At 68.6% G+C, this 22197-nt stretch carries 22 protein-coding genes and 1 riboswitch; of the genes, 10 read left to right on the forward strand and 12 right to left on the reverse strand.

Features of this window, described 5'->3' with window-relative positions; genetic code table 11:
* Window positions 1-53 precede the first annotated feature (53 nt).
* The 3 genes from AB0N66_RS04855 to AB0N66_RS04865 all read left to right on the forward strand — a co-directional run bounded on the left by AB0N66_RS04855 (window position 54) and on the right by AB0N66_RS04865 (window position 2197).
* On the forward strand, window positions 54-899 hold the full coding sequence (locus AB0N66_RS04855) for an aldolase/citrate lyase family protein (RefSeq protein WP_365428773.1): 846 nt from the start codon (window positions 54-56) through the stop codon (window positions 897-899).
* A gap of 49 nt (window positions 900-948) precedes the next feature.
* Entirely contained in the window at window positions 949-1491 is a 543-nt protein-coding gene (locus AB0N66_RS04860) for a cupin domain-containing protein (RefSeq protein ID WP_365428776.1), read from the forward strand.
* Window positions 1492-1567: 76 nt separating this feature from the next.
* Window positions 1568-2197 carry a nuclear transport factor 2 family protein gene (locus tag AB0N66_RS04865; protein ID WP_365428779.1) on the forward strand — a complete coding sequence of 210 codons (630 nt, stop codon included), beginning with the start codon at window positions 1568-1570 and terminating at the stop codon, window positions 2195-2197.
* Between the two features lie 85 nt (window positions 2198-2282).
* Here the strand turns inward: AB0N66_RS04865 and AB0N66_RS04870 are convergent, their stop codons facing one another.
* The 8 genes from AB0N66_RS04870 to AB0N66_RS04905 form a co-directional block, all read right to left on the reverse strand.
* Complete coding sequence (locus AB0N66_RS04870; protein ID WP_365428782.1) at window positions 2283-3029, reverse strand: dienelactone hydrolase family protein; 747 nt, start codon at window positions 3027-3029, stop codon at window positions 2283-2285.
* A 42-nt stretch (window positions 3030-3071) separates the two neighbouring features.
* Entirely contained in the window at window positions 3072-3371 is a 300-nt protein-coding gene (locus AB0N66_RS04875) for an NIPSNAP family containing protein (RefSeq protein ID WP_365428785.1), read from the reverse strand.
* 14 nt (window positions 3372-3385) lie between these two features.
* A complete protein-coding gene (locus AB0N66_RS04880) occupies window positions 3386-4222 on the reverse strand; it encodes an ABC transporter ATP-binding protein (RefSeq protein ID WP_365428788.1) in 837 nt (278 codons plus the stop codon).
* 26 nt (window positions 4223-4248) lie between these two features.
* On the reverse strand, window positions 4249-5073 hold the full coding sequence (locus AB0N66_RS04885; protein WP_365428790.1) for an ABC transporter permease subunit: 825 nt from the start codon (window positions 5071-5073) through the stop codon (window positions 4249-4251).
* A complete protein-coding gene (locus AB0N66_RS04890) occupies window positions 5043-5834 on the reverse strand; it encodes an ABC transporter permease (RefSeq protein WP_365428793.1) in 792 nt (263 codons plus the stop codon). Before AB0N66_RS04890 ends, AB0N66_RS04885 begins: the two co-directional genes overlap by 31 nt.
* The gene (locus AB0N66_RS04895) at window positions 5831-6805 is read right to left on the reverse strand and encodes an ABC transporter substrate-binding protein (RefSeq protein WP_365428796.1); all 975 of its coding nucleotides are present in this window, start codon (window positions 6803-6805) and stop codon (window positions 5831-5833) included. The genes AB0N66_RS04890 and AB0N66_RS04895 overlap by 4 nt, the downstream gene beginning before the upstream one ends.
* Window positions 6806-7034: 229 nt before the next feature.
* On the reverse strand, window positions 7035-8225 hold the full coding sequence (locus AB0N66_RS04900; RefSeq protein ID WP_365428799.1) for a spermidine/putrescine ABC transporter substrate-binding protein: 1191 nt from the start codon (window positions 8223-8225) through the stop codon (window positions 7035-7037).
* A 330-nt stretch (window positions 8226-8555) separates the two neighbouring features.
* Entirely contained in the window at window positions 8556-9995 is a 1440-nt protein-coding gene (locus AB0N66_RS04905) for a gamma-aminobutyraldehyde dehydrogenase (RefSeq protein ID WP_365428802.1), read from the reverse strand.
* A gap of 217 nt (window positions 9996-10212) precedes the next feature.
* Here AB0N66_RS04905 and AB0N66_RS04910 point away from each other — a divergent pair, with 217 nt between their 5' ends.
* From AB0N66_RS04910 to AB0N66_RS04940, 7 genes are all read left to right on the forward strand, one after another.
* Window positions 10213-10728 carry an Lrp/AsnC family transcriptional regulator gene (locus AB0N66_RS04910; RefSeq protein WP_365428805.1) on the forward strand — a complete coding sequence of 172 codons (516 nt, stop codon included), beginning with the start codon at window positions 10213-10215 and terminating at the stop codon, window positions 10726-10728.
* A complete protein-coding gene (locus tag AB0N66_RS04915; protein WP_365428809.1) occupies window positions 10713-12095 on the forward strand; it encodes an aspartate aminotransferase family protein in 1383 nt (460 codons plus the stop codon). The genes AB0N66_RS04910 and AB0N66_RS04915 overlap by 16 nt, the downstream gene beginning before the upstream one ends.
* Before the next feature lie 249 nt (window positions 12096-12344).
* Window positions 12345-13082, forward strand: coding sequence for an ATP-binding cassette domain-containing protein (locus tag AB0N66_RS04920; RefSeq protein WP_365428812.1), 738 nt, complete (start codon window positions 12345-12347; stop codon window positions 13080-13082).
* Window positions 13064-14575 (forward strand): hypothetical protein, encoded by a 1512-nt coding sequence (locus AB0N66_RS04925; RefSeq protein ID WP_365428815.1) that lies wholly within the window; start codon window positions 13064-13066, stop codon window positions 14573-14575. Before AB0N66_RS04920 ends, AB0N66_RS04925 begins: the two co-directional genes overlap by 19 nt.
* Before the next feature lie 109 nt (window positions 14576-14684).
* On the forward strand, window positions 14685-15092 hold the full coding sequence (locus AB0N66_RS04930) for a VOC family protein (RefSeq protein ID WP_365428818.1): 408 nt from the start codon (window positions 14685-14687) through the stop codon (window positions 15090-15092).
* Between the two features lie 164 nt (window positions 15093-15256).
* On the forward strand, window positions 15257-16372 hold the full coding sequence (locus AB0N66_RS04935) for a Rossmann fold nucleotide-binding protein (protein WP_365428821.1): 1116 nt from the start codon (window positions 15257-15259) through the stop codon (window positions 16370-16372).
* 188 nt (window positions 16373-16560) lie between these two features.
* The gene (locus tag AB0N66_RS04940) at window positions 16561-17217 is read left to right on the forward strand and encodes an LAETG motif-containing sortase-dependent surface protein (RefSeq protein ID WP_365428824.1); all 657 of its coding nucleotides are present in this window, start codon (window positions 16561-16563) and stop codon (window positions 17215-17217) included.
* 123 nt (window positions 17218-17340) lie between these two features.
* Here the strand turns inward: AB0N66_RS04940 and AB0N66_RS04945 are convergent, their stop codons facing one another.
* The 4 genes from AB0N66_RS04945 to AB0N66_RS04960 all read right to left on the reverse strand — a co-directional run bounded on the left by AB0N66_RS04945 (window position 17341) and on the right by AB0N66_RS04960 (window position 21985).
* Window positions 17341-18150 carry a maleylpyruvate isomerase family mycothiol-dependent enzyme gene (locus tag AB0N66_RS04945; RefSeq protein ID WP_365428827.1) on the reverse strand — a complete coding sequence of 270 codons (810 nt, stop codon included), beginning with the start codon at window positions 18148-18150 and terminating at the stop codon, window positions 17341-17343.
* A gap of 68 nt (window positions 18151-18218) precedes the next feature.
* Window positions 18219-19238, reverse strand: a complete 1020-nt coding sequence (locus AB0N66_RS04950; RefSeq protein ID WP_365428830.1) for an ABC transporter ATP-binding protein — start codon at window positions 19236-19238, stop codon at window positions 18219-18221.
* Window positions 19239-20837, reverse strand: coding sequence for an iron ABC transporter permease (locus AB0N66_RS04955; protein WP_365429464.1), 1599 nt, complete (start codon window positions 20835-20837; stop codon window positions 19239-19241). It lies immediately after the preceding gene.
* A gap of 65 nt (window positions 20838-20902) precedes the next feature.
* Window positions 20903-21985 carry a thiamine ABC transporter substrate-binding protein gene (locus AB0N66_RS04960; RefSeq protein ID WP_365428833.1) on the reverse strand — a complete coding sequence of 361 codons (1083 nt, stop codon included), beginning with the start codon at window positions 21983-21985 and terminating at the stop codon, window positions 20903-20905.
* Between the two features lie 79 nt (window positions 21986-22064).
* Window positions 22065-22183: riboswitch (TPP riboswitch) on the reverse strand.
* Between the last annotated feature and the right edge of the window lie 14 nt (window positions 22184-22197).

The following is a 22197-nucleotide window of genomic DNA, read 5'->3' on the forward strand; positions in this document are numbered from 1 at the left end:
CTGACTTGTTGCCCTTGGTCTACGCTCGCACTGGCCAACGAAAAGGGGATGACGTGAGCGCATACCGCAATCGACTGCTGGAAATGGTCGACCAGGGAATCGTTCCGCTGGGAATGCAGTGCTTCACCGGAAACGGAGCGTTGATCGAGGTTCTCGGGCTGACCGGCTACGACTTCGTCATGCTCGACACAGAGCATTCGCCGAACAATCCGCGAGCGCTCGAGGACAGCATCCGGGCGGCCAACCACGTGAATATGGTTCCGGTCGTCCGGGTGCCCAGTTTCGACGACGAGGCTTCCATCCGCCGTGCCCTCGAAGCCGGCGCCGAGGGCATTTTTCTGCCGATGGTCAAGTCGGCGGCGGACATCAAGACGGCCGCTGACGCCGCGTTCTTCCCGCCACTGGGAAAGCGCGGCATCTGTCCGGCCGTGCGGGCGACCGGCTATGCGTTCAGCGACTTCAACGAGTACGCCCGGCGCAACAACGAGTCGACCATCCTGGTCCCGCTGATCGAGCACCCCGACGCGGTCGAGAACATCGAGGAGATCTGCGCACTGCCCGAAGTGAGCATGGTGATCTTCGGCGTGGGCGACCTCTCCTTCGCCATGGGCGAGGGGGTCGAGCAGCTGCGCAGCCCCAAGGTGCAGGCCGCGTACCGCCGGGTGATGGATGCCGCGGCCAAGTACGACGTCCCGGTGATCGGTGGGCCCAACCTCGATCCGACCCCGGAGACCTGCCTCGACGCACTCGAGATGGGCGTCAAGGTCTTCACCCTCGGGCTCGACATCATGGCCTTCCGGCGTGCCTGCGAGGGAATGGTCAACGACCTCTATACGGCGTCGCAGAAATCCAAGCTCTCGCGTCCGACTCCGCCGCCGAGCGGATTCCCCGCCCGCTGAGCCTCAACCGACAGAACCGCTGGGCCTCAACCGACAGAAAGGCAGATCGATGTCGCGTATCAATCGCTACGTCATCGGCAGCGACGAGAACGGGCGCTCGGCCGTGCTGGACGACAAGCTGGGCAACGTCCAGGAGCGGGAAGGCTACTTCTGGCGGGCGACCTTGTGGGCCACCGCGGAGACGCCTGCCGACAACTCGATCGAAGGCGACAGGTCGCTTGTCGGCCCGCGCCGCGAACCGCTGCCCAACGGCCTGCTGTGCCGTGCGCTCGAACTGCAGCCGGACGACCCGGACGCCGCGCGAGCCGCGCAGGTCTTCGACGAGCTCAGTGAGCAGGCCGGGCAGACCATCAAGGCCGGCGACGAGGAACGCAGCCGCCACCCGAGCATGCACCGCACCGATACCCTCGACTGCATCACGTGCGTACGGGGTGAGGTCTTCCTCGTGACCGATGTCGACGAGGTCAAGCTCACCCCGGGTGACACCGTTGTGATCCGAGGGACCAACCACGCCTGGAGCAACAGGTCGAGCGAACCCTGTCTGCTCGTCGGCTCATCGGTCGCCGCCCTTCCGCTCGGGCCGGATTCTTGACCTCCGTTCCCCGCCCGCGCCGGCACCCTTCGCCCGGCAGAACCATCGCCCAAGGATCGGAACCAGGGAACACACCGTGACGATCGACCAGACAAGACTCGCCGAACACCTCGACAAGCTCGAGATTGCCGAGCTCGTCCGGCTGGAGCGACACCGGCGTGACACGGGCGCGTGGGACAAGCTTGCGGGCTCCTACATCGAGGACTCCCATATCCGCACGACGTGGTTCTCAGGCACAGCGCGCGAGTTCGCGGAGCACGCTCGCGCGCTGACCCGGCAGGGCGGCGGACGCCCCAGCAAGCACCTGATCTCTCCCGTCGAGATCCGCATCGCCGGCGACCGGGCCGTCGTGGAGAGCGTCGGCGAGATTCACAACCGGGACACGCTCGAAGGCATCCCGATCGACACCATCCAGTACTGCCGGTTCGTCTCCCGTGTCGTACGTACGGCCGACGGCTGGCGCCTGGCGAGCTTTGAGGGCATCTATCAGAAGGACGTCATGACGCCGGTGTTCCCTGGCGACGTCATCCCGATCGACCGGGAGGAGATGAGCCGCCTGCGACCGCCCTACCAGCTCTTGGCATACCGCCTCGCCCGCAAGGGACTCGAGGTCCCCCAGGGCGACGAGATCGTGGCGGAGGACCGGCCCGAACTCGTCGAGGCGTTCCTGGAGGACACCTACCGCTGGCTGCGCGAGCACGAGTGACCTCGGGTGCAGCCACATCAGCAGGTTGGCTCACGAACAATGCGCAGCGCGGCCCGCGGGCCGCGCTGCGCATTGTTCGTTCGAGTCAGATGTTCGTCTTGAGGAACTCCAGTGCGCGCCGCCACGAGTCGGCGGCGGCATCGGGTTCGTAGGCATGCACGTTGGCGTCATTGAAGAAGGCGTGCCCCGCGCCCTTGTAGACGATCGGGGTGAAGTCGACATCGGCCGCAGCCATCCGTTCGACGACATCAGGGAGCGCGGACATCAGCCGCTCGTCCTGGTCACCGTAGAAGGCGAGGATCGGGGCTGAGATCTTGCTGAAGTCGGTCGGGGGCGGCGGGGTTCCGTAGAACGGGACGACGACGCGCAGCCGGGTGTCCGCCGCCGACAGCGCGAAACTGAAGCTGCCGCCGAAGCAGAACCCGGTGACCCCCAGATGACCGTCCACGCCCTCTTGGGCGGCGAGATGGTCGACGCAGCTGATGAGGGCGGACACCGCCCACGTGGCGAATTCCGGCGAGCGACTCGGCGCCATCGCTTCACGCAGCATCGGCTGTCCGTCGGAACGCACCTTGTCGTCCGGGCTGTGCATGATCGCCTGCAGCTCGGCGCCGAGGTGTGCGGTGATGCCGACCCGGGACAGCAGGTCGGGGGCCAGGACGAGATACCCCTCGGCGGCGAAGCGCTCGCTCACGTCCTTGATGTGATCGGCGAGTCCCCAGATCTCGTGGATGACGATGAGCCCGCCCTTGACCGGGGTTCCGCTCGCGGGGCGTACGAGGTAGGCCTCGAACGCCCCGTCGTCGCCGTGCAATTCAATGGTCTCGCCCACGCTCAACCCTCGCGCTTTCTCTGTCGTAGTTGCGGTCGGCCTTCAGTCTTCGAGCACGGGCCACACGAACCCGACATGCGCCTTCGCGACACGCTCGGGGAGGCCGGCGAAGACACTCCGGCGATCCTCCGAGGTCCGGTAGGCGGCGTCGACGCGTGCGAAGTCCTCCACCGTGCCCGGAACGCTGACGGCCCATACGAACTCGCCCGCGTCCTTGTCGACGTAGGCGAACTCGATGGTGAACCCGGCCTTGGTGCGCAGAGCGGGCATCGTGGCCCGCCACCAGTCGACGAAGGCGTCGAGTTCACCCGGGACGATTTCGTATCGGCGAAGCTGGATCATGGTGGCTCCGCCCATCAGCCTTGGCGTATCGGTGCGTCGGCCTGCGTGTTGGACTTCTCCCGCTGGATCAGGTTGAGCACGTGTGCCCGCAGTTCCGCGAACTTGGGCAGGGACTTCGTCTCGACCTGGTCGCGATGCTCGCCGAGCGGAATCGGGAGCCGTTCGCGTACGCGCGTCGGCGAGCCGGACAACACCACGACCTCGTCGCCCAGGTAGACGGCTTCGTCGATGTCGTGGGTCACCAGTACGACAGTGACCCCGAACTGCTCGCGGACACCGAGGATGAGGTCCTCGAGATCGGTGCGGGTCTGCGCGTCGACGGACGCGAACGGCTCGTCCATGAGCAACGCCTCGGGTTCGAAGGCGAGAGCGCGGGCGATGGCGACCCGCTGCTGCATGCCGCCGGACAGCTGCCAGGGGTACTGACCGTGGACGCCGGCCGACAGGCCGACCGCCTCCAGGGCGCTGCGCGCCGTCTCGCGCCGCTGCCGCTTCGGCAGCTTCTTCGAGCGCAGGGGCAGTTCGACGTTCGCGGATACCGACATCCACGGCATGAGCGATCGGCTGTAGTCCTGGAACACCACGGCGAGCCGACTGGGCGGACCCGTGACGATCTCGCCGTCGAGGCAGACCTCGCCGGAGGTCGGCTGCATGAGGCCGGACAGGCAGCGCAGCAAGGTGGTCTTGCCCGCGCCGGACGGGCCGACGATGCACAGGAACTCCCCGCGCTGAACGTCGAGATCGATCCCGTCCAGGACGAGCCGGGTCGTCGATCCCGTCCGGAAGCTCTTGGACAGCCCCCGGACAGACAGAATTGGAGATGCCAGCATCGCCGGCTTTTCATTCGTCATGGTCTCGACCGAAGTCATGCCCTTCCTCACTTACTCGATGTTTCGCGCATCAGCCGGTGCCATCGAAGGATCACTCGCTCCGCTGCCCGGAACCCGACGTTGAGCACGCAACCGAGCAGTCCCAGCAGGACGATGCTTGCCCACATGGCCGGTGTGTTGTAGCTGCGTTGCTGCTGCAGCAGCGTGTAGCCGATGCCGTTCGTCGCTCCCTGCAACTCGCTGACGACGATCATGATGAGCCCGATCGCGACGGCCGTGTTCAGGCCGGCCATGATCTGCGGGCCGGTCGAGGGCAGTGTGACGCGCAGAAGCCGATCCCGCCTGCTGATCTGGTAGGCACGTCCGACGTCGATGAGTACCGGATCGACCGAGCGCACCCCGTCGATCGTGTTGAGCAGGATGGGCCAGACAGCGGCGAAGGCGATGATCGCCACCTGCGTCTTGGAGTCGATGCCGAACAACACGATGGCGAGCGGCGCAAGCGCGACACCGGGCGTTGCCCTGGCGAACTCCAGGACCGGCGTGGCCGCGTCTCCGAGGCCCCGCCACAGTCCCAGGAGGACCCCGCCCCCGATTCCCGCGACCGCGGCGATCAGCAGCCCAAGAGCGAAGCGCTGGAGGCTCGGCACGGCCTCGCTCATGAACATGGAGGACAGCCACACGTCGGAGAACGACGACATGATCTTCGACAGTGGCGGAAAGTACAGCGACGTGCTGTTCGCACTCGCCTGCCACCAGATCACGACCATGGCCACGGGCACGACGAGACTGACGAGGACGCGGAGAACGGGGTGTGTCCCAAGGAGCGGTTTCACCGCTCTCAGCTTGCGGGCCGGTGCGACGAGTGCCATGACAGGAGGCTCCTCTCCAAGGCGAGCATGCTCAGGTTGAGCAGGGTCCCGAGGGCGGCCACGACCACGATGTAGGCGTACATGTCCGGGATGGCCATGGTCTGTTGGGTGAGCGCGATCTCGCGTCCGAGCCCGGGCGCGCCACCGAGCATCTCCGCGCCGACGGACAGCAGCAGCCCGATCGTCAGCGCGATCCGGACGCCGGTGGCGATGAACGGGGAGGCGTCGGGGAGGATCACGCGGGTGATCCGGTCGCGCAGCCGCAGCTGGTAGGACGCCGCGACCTCGCGCATCACCGGATCCAGCTGACGCATGCCGTACATGCTCTGCAGCAGCAGCGGCCACACCGCGCCGAGAACGATGAGCGTGACGGCCATGCGGCTCGTCGCGCCGTAGAGCAGGAGGGCGAGCGGGAGCAGGGCGATGGAGGGGATCGTCCGCATGAACTCGATCGGAATGCGGAACATCCGGTAGAGCAGGTCGCTCGAGCCGAGGATCAGCCCTGCCGGTACGGCGATCCCGAACGCGATCGCCGTACCCGTTCCCCAGTTGAGCAAGGTCCCGCCGAGGCTGTGCCAGAACTCGTTGGTCGGCACCACCCGCACCATCGCCGCCGCGATGGACGTCACCGACGCAAGGGCGTCCGACGAGATGGTGTTCGTGACCGTGACGATCTGCCAGACCAGGAGCACCGCCACGAGGAACCCCAGGCGGGCGCCCACGCGTTTGAAGGCGGTCGGCGGCCGAAGCATCGGACTCATGGCGCGTTGTAGATCGTGGTGTCCAGATCGACGGGGGATTTGATGAGCCCGTACTTGATCATCAGATCCATGATGTCCTCCAGCTTGCTCTTGCTCACCGTGGTCGGCACGAAGTACGGCAGGACCATGGCCGCCGTCTGTGCATCGGTGAGCTTGTAGGTGCTCTTGGCCGTCGAACGAACCAGATCGGGATTCCCGTTCAGAGCGGCACTCGACTCCGTCAGGGCCTTGGTGAAGGAATCGACGACGTCGCGGTGGTCCTTCAGGTACGTCTGAGTGGTGACGTAGACGATCAGTGGCGAGGAAGGCGTCGATTCGGCAGCCGGTGCGAACAGCTCCTTCAGGCCGATCGACTTCCCTTGGGCGATGGTGGGTTCCTGACTGACAACGGCGTCGACGGTTCCCTTGTCGACCTCGGAGTTCATGCTCTGCGCCGGAACCTCGACGAAGTCGACCGTCTTCGAGTCACCGCCGAGCTTGTCGATCGTTGCCGACGCCGTCATCTGCGCGCTGCCGCCGATCGAGGTGACGCCGATCTTCTTGCCGTTGAGGTCGGCGGCGGAGGTGATCGCGCCGTCGTCCTTGACCAGGAGACCCGTCGTGTCATTGGCGGCACTGGTGCCACTCGATGTGGCCACCGCGATGATCACGAGCGGGACGTTCTGGGAGATGGCGATGATGCTTCCGACCGGGTCCCCGAGGGCGATGTCCAGCTGGCCGTTGAGCAACAGCGGCGTGACCTGGGCCGGGCTCGTCGTAGGACTCTTGACGATGTCCAGGCCGTTCTTGGCAAAGGCGTCGTTCGTCACTCCGAGCGAGGAAACGCCCGGTCCCACGCCGACGGTGACCTTTGTACTTCCCGTCGCGGTGGATGACCCCGACCCTGAGCTGTCGGACTCGCTGGAGCCACAGCCCGCCAGCACCAGGCCTGTCAGGGCCACGGCGGCGGTAACGACGTAACGTCTCTTCATTGAGCTGCTCCCTCGTTCTTCAGGTGAGAGCCAGCCGTGCGGGCACGGCTACAACGGGCACGTCGTCCGCGCGAAAACTCCGTTCGGGCCACCTCGCCGTGCACCGTTTGTCGGCAGATGGAACAAACGTCGCGCTCTCTCTGCGGTCACCATAGACGCGGGATGCCTGATGAGTAAATGACTAGGTGACTTTAAATGGTGTCCGAGAAGCCGCTGCTGCCCGCTCGCGCTACAACCCCGCGATCGCGTTCCACCGCTTCGCGAACTCCGTACGTTCCGAGGACTCGATGTCACGCGCGATGGCGAGCCGCTTGCGCATGGTGGCATCCGGGAAGATCAGCGGGTCCTCGGCGAGGGCGGCGGTGTCCTCGTCCTTGGAGGAGGCGAGGACGTCCTGGGCCGCGGGGACGGGGCAGACGTAGTTGACCCAGGCGGCCAGTTCGGCGGCGACCTCGGGCTGGTAGTAGAAGTCGACGAGCTTCTCCGCGTTGGCCTTGTGACGGGCCAGGTTGGGGATCATCAGGGACTCGGCCCACAGTTCGGCGCCCTCCTCGGGGACGACGAAGCGGATGTCGGGATCGTCGGCCTGGAGCTGGATCACGTCGCCGGAGTACGCCTGGCAGGCCAGGACGTCGCCGCTGGAGAGGTCCTTGATGTAGTCGTTGCCGGTGAAGCGCCGGATCTGGCCGCTGTGAACGTACTTCTCGACCTGGTCACAGACCTGGTGGAAGTCGTCCGGCGTCCACTTGGTGATGTCGACGCCGTTGCCCTGCATCAGCAGCGCGAACGCCTCGTCGAGGCCGGAGAGGAGGGTGACCCGGCCCTTGAGGTCGTCCGCCCACAGGTCGGAGACGTGCTTGATCTCGCGGCCGACCTTGCGGCGGTTGTACGCGATGCCGGTGATCCCCGACTGCCACGGCACGGTGGACTTGCGGCCGGGGTCGAAGGCGGGCGAACGCAGCAGCGGGTCAAGGTACTTGGTGACGTTCGGCTGCTTGGCCCGGTCCATCTCCTGGACCCAGCCGAGCCGGACGAAGCGTGCGCACATCCAGTCGCTGATGACGATCAGGTCGCGGCCGGTCTGCTGATGGTTCATCAGGGACGGGCTGATCTTGCCGAAGAACTCGTCGTTGTCGTTGATCTCCTCGACGTAGTCGACCGAGATCCCGGTGCTCTTCTCGAAGGCGTCCAGTGTCGGCCGCCTCGTCGTGTCCTCGTCGTCCGTGTCGATGTAGAGCGGCCAGTTCGCCCACGTCAGCCGCTTGTCGCGGGCGGAGAGGTCGGCGCCGGTCCGGTCACCCGGCGACACGTACGCGGCGGGCACCCCGCACCCCGCCAGGGCGCCGAGCGCCGCGCCACCGCCCAGGGCGCGCAGCAGGGACCGGCGGGGCAGGGGCGAGGTCTTCCGGATCGCGGGCACCCGGGCAGCATGCCGCGATCGTCTCGGCCGGGACAATGGACGCTGCGTCGAGCACTCACGCACCGAACCGACACCCTGTCGATCACTTCGTACGGCGTACGGCGGGCAGCGGGCAGCGGGCGCCGGCTCAGCGGGCACACCCGGTGGAAACCCGACCTGCACACTCAGCCCGCCCTCGGGACGCGACCACGCCTCCAAAAACGCCTGACCATAAACGCCTGACCATCACGGAGGGGAAAGGGCGCGGCCCCGGACGGATCAACTCCCGTCCGGGGCCGCGCCATTGACGTACCCACCCCTCAAAAGGCGACGTACAACCGCCTCAAACGACTACGCGTCCAGCGACGTCATCACATGCTTGATCCGCGTGTAGTCCTCGAACCCGTATGCCGAAAGGTCCTTGCCGTAGCCGGACTTCTTGAAGCCGCCGTGCGGCATCTCGGCGACCAGCGGGATGTGGGTGTTGATCCACACGCAGCCGAAGTCGAGGGCCTTCGACAGCCGCATCGCCCGCCCGTGGTTCTTCGTCCACACCGAGGAGGCGAGGGCGAACTCGACGCCGTTGGCCCACTCGATGGCCTGCGCCTCGTCCGTGAAGGACTGGACGGTGATGACCGGGCCGAAGACCTCGTTCTGGATGATCTCGTCGTCCTGCTTCAGGCCCGACACGACGGTCGGCGCGTAGAAGTAGCCGACCTCGCCGACCCGGTGGCCGCCCGCCTCGACCTTGGCGTGGGCGGGGAGCCGCTCGATGAAGCCGCTGACCTGCTTGAGCTGGTTCGGGTTGTTCAGCGGGCCGTACAGCACGTCCTCGTCGTCCGGCTGCCCGGTCTTCGTGTCGGCGGCGGCCTTGGCGAGCGCGGCCACGAACTCGTCGTGGATGGTCTCCTGGACCAGCACGCGCGTGGCGGCCGTACAGTCCTGGCCCGCGTTGAAGAAGCCCGCCACCGAGATGTCCTCGACGGCCTTGGCGATATCGGTGTCCTCGAAGACGACGACAGGAGCCTTGCCGCCCAGCTCCAGGTGGACCCGCTTGAGGTCCTTGGACGCCGACTCGGCGACCGACATGCCCGCGCGCACGGAGCCCGTGATGGAGGCCATCGCCGGGGTGTGGTGCTCGACCATCAGGCGGCCGGTGTCGCGGTCGCCGGTGACGACGTTGAAAACGCCCTTGGGCAGGATCGCGCCGATGATTTCGGCGATCAGGACAGTGGAGGCGGGGGTCGTGTCAGACGGCTTCAGGACGACGGTGTTGCCGGCCGCGAGCGCGGGGGCGAACTTCCACACCGCCATCATCATCGGGTAGTTCCACGGCGCGACCTGCGCGCAGACCCCGATGGGCTCACGGCGCACGATGGAGGTCAGACCCTCCATGTACTCGCCGGCGCTGCGCCCCTCCAGCAACCGGGCGGCGCCCGCGAAGAAACGGATCTGGTCGACCATCGGCGGGATTTCCTCGGAGCGGGTCAGCCCGATCGGCTTGCCGGTGTTCTCCACCTCGGCCGCGATCAGCTCCTCGGCGCGCTCCTCGAAAGCGTCCGCGATCTTGAGGAGCGCGCGCTGGCGCTCGGACGGGGTCCGGTCGCGCCAGGCCGGGAAGGCCGCGGCGGCGGCCGCCATCGCGGCGTCCACGTCCGCCTGACCGGACAGCGGCGCCGTCGCGTACGCCGCGCCGATCACGGGGTTGATGACCTCGGTGGTCCGCCCGTCGGCGGCGTCCCGGAACTCACCATCGATGTAGTTGCGCAGACGACGCAGCTCGGTGCTCACTTCCGGCCCTCCAGGTTCAGGTGTCCATTGACTTCAGATGACTGCGGACATCCATGACCTCAGGTGACTTCGATGTCCATTCACTGAGACACCCACCCTAATCCGTGCCCCCACGTTTTCAACACCCCCGATCGCCCCAGAGCTGCGAAATCCGCAAGACTTGGGCCCCTAAACAACGAATTTCATCGCAACAACCTTGCGGATCCGTCGAGACGTCGTGCAGAGTGAAGCCGTGGCCAGTCGAAGCGCAGACCCCAGGGACTCCCGCGAGTCCAGGAACGGCAGTCCCTCGTTGGACACCGTCTCCCTCGCCATCATCGAGCAGCTCCAGCAGGACGGACGCCGCCCGTACGCCGCGATCGGCAAGGCCGTCGGCCTCTCCGAGGCGGCCGTGCGTCAGCGCGTCCAGAAGCTCCTCGACCAGGGCGTGATGCAGATCGTCGCCGTCACGGACCCGCTCACCGTGGGTTTCCGCAGGCAGGCGATGGTGGGCATCAACGTGGAGGGTGATCTGGAGCCGGTCGCCGACGCCCTGACCGCGATGCCGGAAGTCGAGTACGTGGTGATGACCGCCGGCTCGTTCGACCTCCTCGTAGAAGTCGTCTGCGAGGACGACGACCACCTGCTGGACGTCATCAACAAACGCATCCGGGCCCTCCCCGGAGTGCGCTCCACCGAGAGCTTCGTCTACCTGAAGCTCAAGAAACAGACCTACATGTGGGGAACCCGATAGCCGTGAGCACCAAGGACCTCAGCAAGACCGCGTACGACCACCTGTGGATGCACTTCACCCGCATGTCCTCGTACGAGAACGCGCCCGTTCCCACCATCGTGCGTGGTGAGGGCACCTACATCTACGACGACAAGGGCAAGCGCTACCTCGACGGTCTCGCGGGCCTGTTCGTGGTCCAGGCGGGCCACGGCCGCACGGAACTCGCGGAGACGGCGTTCAAGCAGGCGCAGCAGCTGGCCTTCTTCCCGATCTGGTCCTACGCCCACCCCAAGGCCGTCGAGCTCGCCGAGCGGCTCGCGCACTACGCGCCGGGCGACCTGAACAAGGTGTTCTTCTCCACAGGCGGCGGCGAGGCCGTCGAGACCGCGTGGAAGCTGGCGAAGCAGTACCACAAGCTCACCGGCAACCACACGAAGTACAAGGTCATCTCGCGCGCGGTCGCCTACCACGGCACCCCGCAGGGCGCCCTGTCCATCACCGGCCTGCCGGCCCTGAAGGCCCCCTTCGAGCCGCTCGTCCCGGGCGCGCACAAGGTGCCGAACACCAACATCTACCGCGCCTCGATCCACGGCGACGACCCGGTCGCCTTCGGCCGCTGGGCCGCCGACCAGATCGAGCAGGAGATCCTCTTCGAGGGCCCGGAGACCGTCGCCGCGGTCTTCCTGGAGCCGGTACAGAACGCGGGCGGCTGCTTCCCGCCGCCCCCCGGCTACTTCCAGCGCGTGCGCGAGATCTGCGACAAGTACGACGTGCTGCTCGTCTCCGACGAGGTCATCTGCGCCTTCGGCCGCCTCGGCACGATGTTCGCCTGCGACAAGTTCGACTACATCCCGGACATCATCACCTGCGCCAAGGGCATGACCTCGGGCTACTCCCCGATCGGCGCCACCATCATCTCGGACCGCATCGCCGAGCCGTTCTACAAGGGCGACAACACCTTCCTGCACGGCTACACCTTCGGCGGCCACCCCGTCTCCGCGGCGGTGGCGCTCACCAACCTCGACATCTTCGAGCGCGAGGGGCTCAACCAGCACGTGCTGGACAACGAGGCGAACTTCCTGCAGACCCTGCAGAAGCTGCACGACCTGCCGATCGTCGGCGACGTCCGCGGCAACGGCTTCTTCTACGGCATCGAGCTCGTGAAGGACAAGGCCACCAAGGAGACCTTCACGGACGAGGAGTCGGAGCGCGTGCTCTACGGCTTCGTCTCCAAGAAGCTCTTCGAGTACGGCCTGTACTGCCGCGCCGACGACCGCGGAGACCCGGTCATCCAGCTGTCGCCGCCGCTGATCGCCGACCAGTCGACCTTCGACGAGATCGAGGGGATCGTCCGTCAGGTGCTGACGGAGGCGTGGACGAAGCTCTGAGCCGAGCGGCTCCGATGAGCTGAATCTGTGATCAACACCGGCCCCGGTGCCGCCCGTTCGAGTGAGAATGGGCCGCCCGGGGCCGCGTGCTGTCCGGCCTCCCGGCCCCGACTACCTAGCGTGCCCAGTGACCGATCGGCCCTGCCTTCGTTCCCCCGACCGGGGGACCGAGCGAGCTCGGGGAAGTGCGGACGCACTCCTTCGAAGCCGCTCAGGCAGCGCAAATCAGATCTGAACGAGGTGTACGCGATGGTGGCCCCGCCTGACAACGACGTGATCTGGGCACGCGCCCTGCACGTCAAGCACAACGGCTCGCCCGCGCTCAGCGGTGTCTCGCTCGGCGTCCGGGAGGGCGAGATCCTCGCCGTCGGCGGCCCGCGCGGCAGCGGCAAGACGACGCTGCTGCGGTGCCTGGCGGGCCAGCTCCTGCCGGACCAGGGCGAGATCTGGTTCAACAGCACGCCCGTGCACACCATGGGCCCGCTCACCCGCGAACGGCTGCGCCGCGAACGCTTCGGCTGGATCGACCCGACTCCGGTCCTCGTCCCCGAGCTGAACGCCTGGGAGAACGCCGCGCTGCCGCTGATGCTCCGCGGATGCGGACGCCGGGCCGCCAAGACCGCCGCCCTGGAGTGGCTGGAGCGCCTCGACATCGGCGGCTGCGCCCGCAAGCGCCCGCACGCCCTGCTCCAGGCCGAGCGCCAGCGCGTCGCCGTCGCCCGCGCGCTCGTCCCCTCCCCCACCGTGCTCTTCGCCGACGAGCCGACCGCCCCGCTGCACCGCGCCGACCGCGCCCATGTGCTGCGTACGCTCACCACGGCGGCCCGGTCGCACGGCATCACGGTCGTCCTTGCCACGCACGACGCGGAGACCGCGGCGCTCGCCGACCGCACGGTCTCACTCCTCGACGGACGGCGCGTGAACACCGTCCACCTGCCTCCGGTCACCGAGTCGGAAGGCCGGGCCGCGTGCTCGCTCTCCGTCTAGCCCGCGGGGCCGACCCCCTCGTCCAGCTGCGCCGGCTCCTGGTCACCGCCGCGTCGGCGGGCACCGGCTTCCTGCTGCTGTGCACGCTGGGGTACGCGATGGCGCATCCGGACGACTCGGCCGCCTCGGTGCTCCGCCTGACCTGGTGCGTCGCTCCGCTGGCCGCCAACGTGTACTTCGCGGTCGCGGTCGCCCGCACCGACCCGGGCACCCGACCGCGCCCCGGGCTCTCGGCGATCGGCCTCGGCCCCGGCCGTCTGATGGCCATCGCGGCGGTCACCACCGCCCTGTCCTCCACCCTCGGCTCGATGCTCGCCCTGCTCCTCTTCCTGCACCTGCGCGGTGACCTGACGGGCATGCCCTTCGACGGCGCGGCGGCGGAGTTCCTCGCCTCCGACCAGCCGCTCCCGCTGCCCGCCGCGCTGACACTGCTCGCGCTGGTGCCGATGGCGGCCTCGGCGGCGAGCGCGGTGGTGCTGCGTCCGCGGGACGCGACGGTACGCCGCGGGGGCGCCTGGCTCGCGGCACGCGCCGGCGCGATGGGCAACGCCCCGGCGCGCACATCCCGGCGCGCGCCTCGACATGCGGGGAACGGCCGTGCGTCCGACCTTCCGCAGGCTGGAAAGGGCACGCGGGCGCACGATCAGTCCGGCGCCACCGGGAACGTCGAGGCGTACGACATCACCGGCGCCGCCGGGAACGCGGACACGTACGACCTCACCGGCGCATCGGGGGACGACGCACCCGCGTACGACCGCTCCGGCAGCCCCCGCGGCGACGCGGGCCCGGACGGCAGCGCCAGCACCAGCACCAGCACCAGCACCCAAGACGACCCTTCCTGGGACCCGCGTCTCCTCGAAGTCCCCGAGCTCCCTCCCACCTCACAGACCACCCCGAGCGGCCTCCCCTGGGGCGCCGCCGTGCTCGCGGCGGGCCTCGCCGTGGAGACGTACGCGAGCCGTTCCGGCCCGACCCCCGGTCTCGCGCTGCCCGGCGGTTTCGCGGGCGGCCCCGCCGGGGTGCTGGTCGGCTGGGCGCTGACCGCGGTCGGCCTGGCGCTGGCCGGGCCGGCGATCACCTACGCCTGCGGGCGGCTGCTGCAAGCCGTACGTCCGGGCGCGGTGCGGCTGCTCGCCGGGCGGGTGCTCCAGGCGGAGGCGCGGCGGATCGGGCAGCCGCTCGGCGTGGTGTGCGCGGTGGCGTCGGGCGGGTACGCGGTGGCAACGCTGTACACCGGCGCGCGCCCCGACTTCGGTCCGCTGACCACCCTCGGCGCCCTGGTGGTCGCGGGGTGCACCGTCCTGACCCTGGCGACGGCCGCCCTGGAGGCCAAGCAGGCGCGCGCGGACACCACGGCGGCATTGCTGCGGCTGGGCGCGCCCGCGACCATGCTCCGGAGCGCCGCCGCCCTGCGCGTCGGCGCGCTGCTCGCCGTGTTCGGCCCGCTGACCTGGGCGGTCGCCGAACTCGCCGCGCTGCCCCTGGTGCGTTGACCGCCCGAAGGAGAAAAGTCCGCGCCGAGCGATGAGTTCCGCGCGGACCCCCGGTCTATCCCTGCGAACGACACCACAGCGCCGTACCGCACCGATGGGAGACCTGGACATGTACCAGCAGATGATCTTCGTGAACCTGGCCGTCGCCGACGTGGACACCTCGAAGAAGTTCTTCACCGAGCTCGGGTACACGATCAACCCGCAGTTCTCGACGGACGACTGCGCCTGCGTCGTGATCAGCGACACGATCGTCGCGATGATGCTGAGCAAGCAGCGCTACGCCGACTTCACGAAGAAGCAGATCGCGGACTCCACCAAGACCAGCGAGGTGCTGCTGTGTCTGAGCGCCGAGAGCCGCGAGAAGGTCGACGAGCTCGTCGACAACGCCATCGCGGCGGGCGGTTCGGCCTCGGGCGAGCCCCAGGACCACGGTTTCATGTACGGCCGCTCCTTCGACGACCCGGACGGCCACAGCTGGGAGGTCATGTGGATGGACCCGGCGGCGGTCCAGGGCTGACCCCGCGCGCAGTCGTAGGGCCGCCTCACCGCAGGGCGGCGGCCCCGGGCGGCCCCCAGGGAGCCGGGTACCTCAACGCCCCACCCAGGGCGACTGCGTCCCCAGGACGGCCCCAGCTCCGGGCCGCCCCCGAGCCCCGCCGCCCGTGCGCCTAGCATGGCCGCGTGCAGCCGACCCCCCGACACGCTTCCCACGACCGTGAGATCGAGTCCCTCGCCGAGTTCGACGAGGTCGTCTCCAAGCACGGTTCACTCGCCCAGTTCCGTGTTCAGGCAGTCGATCTGACGGGCCGTACGACGGATCTGCTGTCCCTGGACTCCGCGGGCGCCGTCTTCCTCGGCTGCCCGATGGACCCCGACGCGGCGGCGACGCTCCGCGCGGCGGGCGCGCTGGTCTTCCCGCCCGTCCCCGGCCTGCCCTTCGACCCCTACCGTGGCCTGCTCTACTCCCCCGACGAACTCTTCGAGCGGCTCGACGCGGGCTACGAGGCGACGCCGGACGCCCTCGCGTACGCCTGGTTCCAGCAGACCAAGGCCGACGGCGACATATTCGCCTCGATGCTGCGCGCCGTCCACGACGACTCGGTCTCGGACGCACTCGACGAACTCCTCGTCGGCGCCCGGGTGGTGGGCGTGATGGGCGGCCACGCGATGGCACGCGGCACGAAGGCGTACGAGGGGGCGGCGCGCCTCGGACGTGAGCTGGCGCGCGCCGGTTACACGGTCGCCACCGGCGGCGGCCCGGGCGCGATGGAGGCGGCGAACCTCGGCGCGTACGCGGCGCCCTTCGACGACGAGATGCTCGCCGAGGCGCTCGAACTCCTCGCGCGGGCGCCGTCGTTCACCCCCTCGATCACCGACTGGGCGCGCGCCGCCTTCGACATACGCGAGCGCTGGCCCTCCGGCGGCGCCTCGGTCGGCATCCCCACCTGGTTCTATGGCCACGAGCCGCCGAACGCCTTCGCCGCGCACATCGCCAAGTACTTCGCCAACGCGACCCGCGAGGACGGCCTCTTGGCCCGCTCGAACGCGGGCGTCGTCTTCCTGCCGGGCGCCGCCGGGACCGTACAGGAGATCTTCGACAACGCGACCCCGAACTACTACGAGTCCCGTGGCGAGCCGACCCCCATGATTCTCGTGAACCGCGCCCACTGGACCGAAAGACACCCCACCTGGCCGCTCCTGCAGTCGCTCGCCCGCGGGCGAGCGATGGAGTCCCGAATCGCCCTAGTTGACCGTATCGAGGACGCTCCGGACGCGCTCAAACGTCTCGGTGGTTAATGAGGAGGTAAAGCCAACCCCCTCGGCAGGGCATATGCATTGACAGCACTTAGCTGGCGCTTATAAACCAGTGAGGCTACTGGGGGCGCTGTTGTCGCAGCAGAGCAGCAGAACGCCCCTCTCACCCCCCGCAGTTGCGCATCCCGTGAAGGGCAATCGTGTCCATATCTCGCCGTACCGCACGTTCTGTGCGAATCCTCGGTGTTGCTTCAGCGACGGCCGCGCTCGCGCTCGGTGTCGCCGGCAACGCAATGGCCTGCAACATTAAGGACTTCTCCGCCGTCGCCGACTGCGACGACAACGGGAAGGGCATCATCACCGTCAAGGACGTGGACGCCTCGGGCGTAAAGGCCACCGTGTCGGTCTACCTCGAGTCGAACGGCGCCGACGCGAAGCTCGTCGGCGAGGAGACCGTGGTGGGCACCCGCGAGGGCGCCACCGTCACGTTCTCGGAGAACTGGGCCCCCAAGGCCGAGTACCGCGTCCACATCAAGGCTGAGAACAACGCTGTCGACGAGGACATCTCCCCGAACCTGATCACGCCGGACAAGGCGTGCACGTCCACGGAGACCACTCCGCCGGCCACGACGCCTCCGCCCTCGGAGACGCCCGCCCCGTCGGAGACGCCTTCGGACTCGGCGACCCCGTCGCCCGCCGAGAGCACCACCGCCCCCGCCACGACGGGCAGCAACGCCCCGTCCCCCGCGGCCGGTGAGTCCAACCTCGCCGAGACCGGTGCGAACTCCAACACCCCGGTGATCGCCGGCATCGCCGGGGCGTTCGTCCTGGTCGGTGGCGGAGCGGTCTTCTTCGGTATGCGCCGCCGTGGCGCGACGAAGGCCTGATCCTCACACCGTACGAACGTGTGGCCCGCCCCCTCATCGAGGAGGCGGGCCACACGCCTGTGTGACCCTGGCGGGCAGCCGTACTGCGGGACATGACCCTGGTGGGCAGCCTCGGCGCAGGACCTACCCGAACGTCGCCCGCTCCAGCCAGAACTCCAGCAGCTCCCGCTCCCCCAGAACCTCCAACTTTCCGGCGTCCAGCGGCAGTCGACGGTAGAAGGCCAGCAGTACGTCGGTCAGCGGGCCCCGCAGCGCGACGGTCGCCTTCTCGTGGCCGCGGCGCCAGACGACGCCCTCCTCGGTGAGTTCGACGACCCACTCGGCGTTCAACTCGGGGGTCGTGTCGGTGGCGTGGAGGTGGATGCTGCGGCCGGGTCCGCGCAGTTCCCTCGCCGCGTCGTGCGGCTGCGTCCGCTGCACGAACTCCACGATCCCCAGCCATTCGTCGATCGCGTCGGCAGCCACATCGGGATCGACCTCGTACGGCAGCCCCGCGGCGAGTGTCGCGTCGGCGCGGTGGATCGCCAGTTCATGCGTCATCCGGCGCGCCCAGAAACCGGAGTTGAGGACCCCGGCCCACGCCCAGACCTTCGCGTCGGGCCCCGCCTCGCGCAGCGTGCGCACGAGCATCTCGCCGGTCTCCGCGAGCCAGGCGTCCAAGGCCGCGGGATCACCCTCGGCCTCCGGCCCCTCGGCCAACGGCACATCCTCGTCAGGGATGTTCTCCTGCGCCCTGGTCCGCACGATGAGTTCGACCCAGCGCAGCGCCCCGCCCGTATGCCGGACGAGCTGCTCCAGCGACCAGTCCGGGCAAGTGGGCACGGTGGCGGAGAGCTCGACGCCGTCCGAGGTCACCACATCCCTCAACTGCCGTACCTGTAAGTCGATGGCGTCACAGTAGCGATCATGTCCGAGCAGTCCGAGTAGCGTCATGACCCGCACTTTATGCGGCGGGAAGTTCCTCGCGTACGACCATTTCGGCGGCGCCGGTGCGGTCGGCCTCAGTCGAGGACGACGATCTCGGCGGCGTCGAACTCGACCCCCACCTGGTCCCCCGGGACCGGCGCATCCCTGAGCGTGCACGCCGCTTCGAGCCGGGGCGCGTCCTCCGGTTGCAGCTGTACGGCGACATGGGTGCCCCGGAAGGTCCGTGCGACCACGGTGCAGCGCAGCCCCTCCGCCGCGTCCACCAGCCGTACGCCCGCGGGCCGCACCAGCAGCGTGCCCGGCCCCTGCGGGGCGCCTTCTGGCACCGGGACCTTCCCCCACGGGGTATCCGCGGCCTCCCCGCTCACCGTGGCGTCGACCACGTTGTCGAAGCCGAGGAAGCGCGCCACGAACTCGTCCGCGGGGTGCTGCCAGACCTCAAGTGGCGTACCCGACTGGGCGATTCGTCCGTCGCGCATCACCACGACCCGGTCGGCCAGCGCGAAGGCCTCGCCCTGGTCGTGCGTGACGGCCAGCACGGTCGTACCCAACTCAGTGAAGAGCTCGCGGAGTTCGACGACGAGGCGTTCGCGCAGCGAGCGGTCGAGCTGGCCGAGCGGTTCGTCGAGCATCAGCAGCCGGGGGCGCGGAGCGAGGGCACGGGCCAGCGCGACCCGCTGCTGCTCACCACCGGAGAGCGCGGCGACGGCCCGGTGTCCGGCGCCCGGCATGCCGACAAGCTCCAGCAACTCCCGTACGCGTACCGCCTGTTCGGTCTTGCCCGCCCCGTGCATCCTCAGCCCGAAGGCGACATTGCCGCCCACGTCCCGCTGTGGGAAGAGCTGGTGGTCCTGGAACATCAGGCCGACGCCCCGTCGGTGCGCGGGCACCTGCGCCTGGTCGCGGTCGTCGAGGAGCACCCGGCCCGCGTCGAGCGTCTGGAGCCCGGCCACCGCCCGCAGCAGCGTCGACTTGCCGCTGCCGCTCGGCCCCAGCACACACACGAGATCGTGCTCGGCGACCGCGAGGTCGACGGCGTCGAGCACCGCCCGCCCGCCGAAGCGCACGGTCGCGGTCTCAAGGCTCAGCAGCATCTAGAACTCCCCGGTCCGGTCGGTCCGTACCCGCTCCAACAGCAGCAAGGCCACCGCGCACACCACCATCAAGATCGTCGAAAGGGCCATCGCCTGGCCGTAGTTGAGGTCACCGGCCCGCCCGAGCAGCCGGGCCACGGCGACCGGCAGCGTCGGGTTGTCGGGCCGTGCGATGAAGACGGTCGCCCCGAACTCGCCCAGCGACACCGCGAAGGCGAACCCGGCCGCGACCAGCAGCGCCCGCCGCACCATCGGCAGATCGACCTCGCGCCACACCCGCCACGGCGACGCCCCGAGCACCGCCGCGGCCTCCCGCAGCCGCCCGTCCACCGCCCGCAGCACGGGCAGCATCGTCCGTACGACGAAGGGGACGCCGACCAGTGCCTGCGCGAGCGGCACCAGGATCCAACTGCTTCTGAGATTCAGCGGCGGCTCGTCCAGCGCGATCAGGAACCCGAACCCGACGGTCACCGCCGACACCCCCAGCGGCAGCATCAGCAACGCGTCGAAGCCTCGTACGAGACGTCCGGCACGCCTCGTCAGGGCCGCGGCCGCCAGACCACCGATCAGTACGGCGATGGCGGTGGCGGCGAGCGCGTACTCCAGGGAGTTGCCGATCGCCTCGATCGGCGCGACGAGGAAGATGCCGCTGTCGTCGGTCGTCAATGCCCTGTAGTACCCGAAGTCGGGGGCGTCCAGGGACCGCTGGACCAGCACGGCCAGCGGCAGCACGAGCAGTACGGCGATGGTCGCGAGGACCCCGGCCAGCAGCGCCCACTGCCCGGCCCCACGCGGCCGACGTGCGGTCGTCTCCGGGGCCACCAGACGCAGGGCGGTCTCGCGGCGCCGTACGGTCCAGGCGTGCACGGCGAGGATCGCGCCCACCGCGACGAACTGGATGATCGTCAGCACCGCCGCCGTGGAGAGGTCGAAGATCTCCGAGGTCTGCCGGTAGATCTCGACCTCGAGGGTCGAGAAGGTGGGGCCGCCGAGGATCTGCACCACACCGAAGGAGGTGAAGGTGAAGAGGAACACCATCAGCGCGGCGGCGGCCACGGCCGGGCTCAGGGCCGGCAACGTCACCTTCCGCCAGGCCGCGAGCCGGGAGGCGCCGAGCATCCGGGCGGCCTCCTCCTGACGCGGGTCGAGCTGTGACCAGAGCCCGCCGACCGTGCGGACGACGACCGCGTAGTTGAAGAAGACATGCGCGAGCAGGATCGCCCAGACCGTGGTGTCGAGCCGTACGCCCCACAGCTCGTCCAGGAGTCCGCCCCGGCCGACGAGGGCGAGGAACGCCGTACCGACGACGACTGTCGGCAGCACGAACGGCACGGTCACCACCGCCCGCAGCACCTGCTTGCCCCTGAAATCGAAGCGCGCGAAGACGTACGCGCCGGGGAGTGCGATCAGCAGCGTGAGCGCGGTCGAGGCGAGCGCCTGCCAGGTGGTGAACCACAGCACGTGCCGGATGTCGGACTGCGCGAGGACGTCCCAGATCCGACCGAGCTGCCAGACCCCGTCGACCTTGAGGCCGCGGGCCACGATCGCCGCCACGGGGTAGGCGAAGAAGACGCCGAAGAACGCGACGGGCAGGGCCATGAGCCCGAGCCGCGCCGCGCCTCCCCGGCGGGACTGCTCACGGGACTTCTTACCCGCCCGGGGCGTCACTTCAGTACGAGCGAGGTCCACGACTTGATCCACTGGTCACGGTTCTCGGCGATCTTGTCGGGGGCCATGGTCTCGGGGTCCTTGGCCTGCGGCCCGAACTCCGTGAACTCGGCCGGCACCTTCGCGCCCTCCACCACCGGGTAGACGAACATGTTCAGCGGCATGTCGTCCTGGAACTGCTTGGTGATCAGGAAGTCGATGAGCGCCTCGCCGCCCTTGGTGTTCTTCGCGTTGCTCAGCAGCCCCGCGTACTCGACCTGCCGGAAGCAGGTGCCGGTCGCGACGCCGGTCGGCGCGGTCTTCGGCTTCGGGTCCGCGTAGATGACCTCGGCGGGCGGCGAGGAGGCGTACGAGACGACGAGCGGCCGGTCCGCCTTGGCCTTCTTGCCGCCCGCGGAGCCGGAGAAGTCCTCGTTGTACGCCTGCTCCCAGCCGTCGACGACCTCGACGCCATTGGCCTTGAGCTTCGTCCAGTAGTCCTGCCAGCCGTCGTCCCCGTACTTGGCGGCGGTCCCGAGCAGGAAGCCGAGGCCGGGCGAGGACGTCGAGGCGTTCTCGGTGACGAGCAGGTTCTTGTACTCGGGCTTGATCAGATCATCGAAGGACTGCGGCGGCGTCAGCTTGTGTTCGGTGAAGTAGGCCTTGTCGTAGTTGACACAGATGTCGCCCGTGTCGATGGGCGTCACTCGGTGCTTGTCCTCGTCGACCCGGTACTCCGGGAGGATCTCGTCCGAGCCCTTGGCCTCGTAGGACTGGAAGAGCCCGTTGTCGAGCGCGCGGGACAGCAGGGTGTTGTCGACGCCGAAGAAGACGTCGCCCTGCGGGTTGTCCTTGGTGAGGATCGCCTTGTTGACGGCCTGCCCGGCGTCGCCGTCCTTGAGGACCTTGACCGTGTACCCGGACTCCTTCTCGAAGGCGCTCAGCACGTCCTTGGAGTAGGCGAAGGAGTCATGGCTGACGAGAGTCACGGTCTTGGAGTCGGCGCCGCTCCCGGAACCGGAGTCGGTCGAGCCGCACGCGGAAAGCGTGACGAGCCCGAGACCGACAACGACGGCCGTGATCGTCTTCTTCTTGCTCACTGAATTCCTCCTGGGATGACCAGGAAGAGACGCGGCCCTGCCCGGGAACCTCTGACAGTTCCCGGGCAGGGCGCAACAGCTTGAGTATTGACCGAACTTCCTACCCAGAATGACCTGGGCAAGGTTCTGAGGGTCTGCGGCCCGCCGGTGACCCGGCTACCGCACTCTCAGCGCTGTGGCGCTCCCCTGTCGGAATATGAAGATGTAGGAAC

Origin of the sequence: Streptomyces sp. NPDC093544 (assembly GCF_040683495.1) — a bacterium.
Classification (GTDB): Bacteria; Actinomycetota; Actinomycetes; order Streptomycetales; family Streptomycetaceae; genus Streptomyces.